The 1889-nt window shown below is 66.8% G+C and carries 2 protein-coding genes; both read right to left on the bottom strand.

Annotated features, from left to right (window positions below; translation table 11 throughout):
- The coding region (locus tag E1258_RS32370; protein WP_243715833.1) for a non-reducing end alpha-L-arabinofuranosidase family hydrolase at positions 1–785 on the bottom strand (785 nt) is incomplete at its 3' end.
- Positions 786–1224: 439 nt separating this feature from the next.
- On the bottom strand, positions 1225–1889 hold a 665-nt coding region (locus tag E1258_RS32375; protein WP_132407750.1), incomplete at its 5' end, for a PIG-L family deacetylase.

Below are 1889 nucleotides of genomic sequence, written 5' to 3' on the forward strand. Positions count from 1 at the left end.
AGACTGAAGTTCATCGAACCCCACGACGTGCCGTAGTCGTGCGTGGTCGCGTAGACGAGCTGCTTGCCGTTGTACGGGGCGACCGTGAAGTCCTTCAACGACACCCAGCCCGACCTCGGCTGCGCCAACACACCCGTGGACGACCACCGGTACGTCGACGGAAGGTTGCACGAGCCCGGCGGCGGGGTCGTGGGATTGGTTCCACCGACCCGGACCAACTGCCACTGCTGGTTCGTGCCGTTCCAGTCGGCGTACTGGACGATGTTGGCACCGTCGGCGGTAGCGGCACCCTGGACCTCGATGGCCTTACCGCTGTTGCGGTTGATCAACTGAATGTAGCCGTCGATGTCCTGGATGCTGAACTGCTGGTTGGCGGCGTTGTGGTCGGTCCACTGCACGATCGACCCGCCGTCGGCGGTCGACCAGTTGTGGACGTCGAGGACCTTTCCGGACAGCCTCGACTTCAGCCGGTAGTAGCCGCCGCCGGAGTCGACGAACTGCCACTGCTGCTGAACCCCGTCGTTACGGGTCCACTGGGTGATCCGGGCTCCGTCGCTGGTGGCCAGGTTGTATACGTCGAGCGCCTTGCCGCTGTTGCGGTTGACCAGCACGTACGAGGCACTGGTGTCGATAGTGGCCGCAGCGGCCTCCGTCGCGGTGGCCGCGACCACGATGCCGCCGCCCAGAGCGGTCAAGATCGCGGTGGCGGCCGGCAGCAGCCATCGGCGACGCCGACGGGCGGGATGGCGAGGAGCCGGCGCAGGGTTGTCACCCGGGAGATGCATGGGGTGCTCCTTTATGAGGACGGGTGGAGGTTCTCAGGGAGTGGTCCCTGCGAGGTGCAGTGCGGTGAGGGTGATGGTGGTGGCGCCGCCGAGGGCCTCGGTGGCATAGACGACAGGCCTGATGTCGACCCGGGCTCCCGAGTTATGTGAGCGTTAACATAGCCGGGCTCACGTCGGGCACTTTTCACAGCAGGCAAGGTGAGGTGGTGAGTAATATTCAGGCTCGCCGATGTTGCCAAAGCATTTCGGAGGGTTCAAGAGGTCCTCGCCCGCCGCTCGGGCACGCGTTACCGGGCAGGCCAGGGCGGACGTGCCAGCTCAGCCCGCTCCCAACCGAGCCGGCAGGGGAACCAGTCGCCACGCGCCTTGGCCAGCGCGAACGATCCCTCGCTGGTGGAACTTTCTCATCGACGGCGGCGCGGAGGCCGGGCGCGCTCGGTCAGCGCAGCCCGGCGAACAGGTCGTCCTCGGGTGTCGGCGCATCGGTGATGTCGCGGACCCGGACGAACGTCTCCATGCCCATCAGCTCGGTGAACCGTTCCCGGCCAAGTTGCAGGAAGAAGATGCTCTCGGCCTGGCTGGCGTGCGTAGCCAACGATTCGAACTTCTGCGCGCCGTAGCCGCTCGTGTCCACCCAGGTGGTGATCTCCTCGTCGGGCAGGCCGAGCTGCGGCATCTCCTGCTCGCCCAGCTCGGGAAACTCGACGCCGATCTCCTGCATGACGCGGCCCAACTCCTGGAACGCGCTGTGCGGCACGGTGGTCCAGTACACCTTCGCGGGAATGTTCGTCTGCTCGACGGCGGCCATGGTGATGCGGTGCGCCTGGATGTGGTCCGGATGGCCGTAGAAGCCGTTCTCGTCGTACGTGACGACGACGTCGGGCCGATACCGCCGGATCAACTCGGCCAGCCGGTCGGCCGCCTCCGCCACCGGCGTGTTCCAGAACGCGGTGGGCGCGTCGTTGGTCGCCCAACCCATCATGCCCGAGTCGGCATAGTCGAGCGTCTCCAGGTGCGTGACCCGCAACGCCTCGCAACTGGCCGCCAACTCGGCCCGGCGCATCGCTGCCACGGCCTGCGGATCGTGCCCCGGGTCTCCCGGCT

Origin of the sequence: Micromonospora sp. KC207, from assembly GCF_004348615.1 — a bacterium.
GTDB lineage: Bacteria > Actinomycetota > Actinomycetes > Mycobacteriales > Micromonosporaceae > Micromonospora.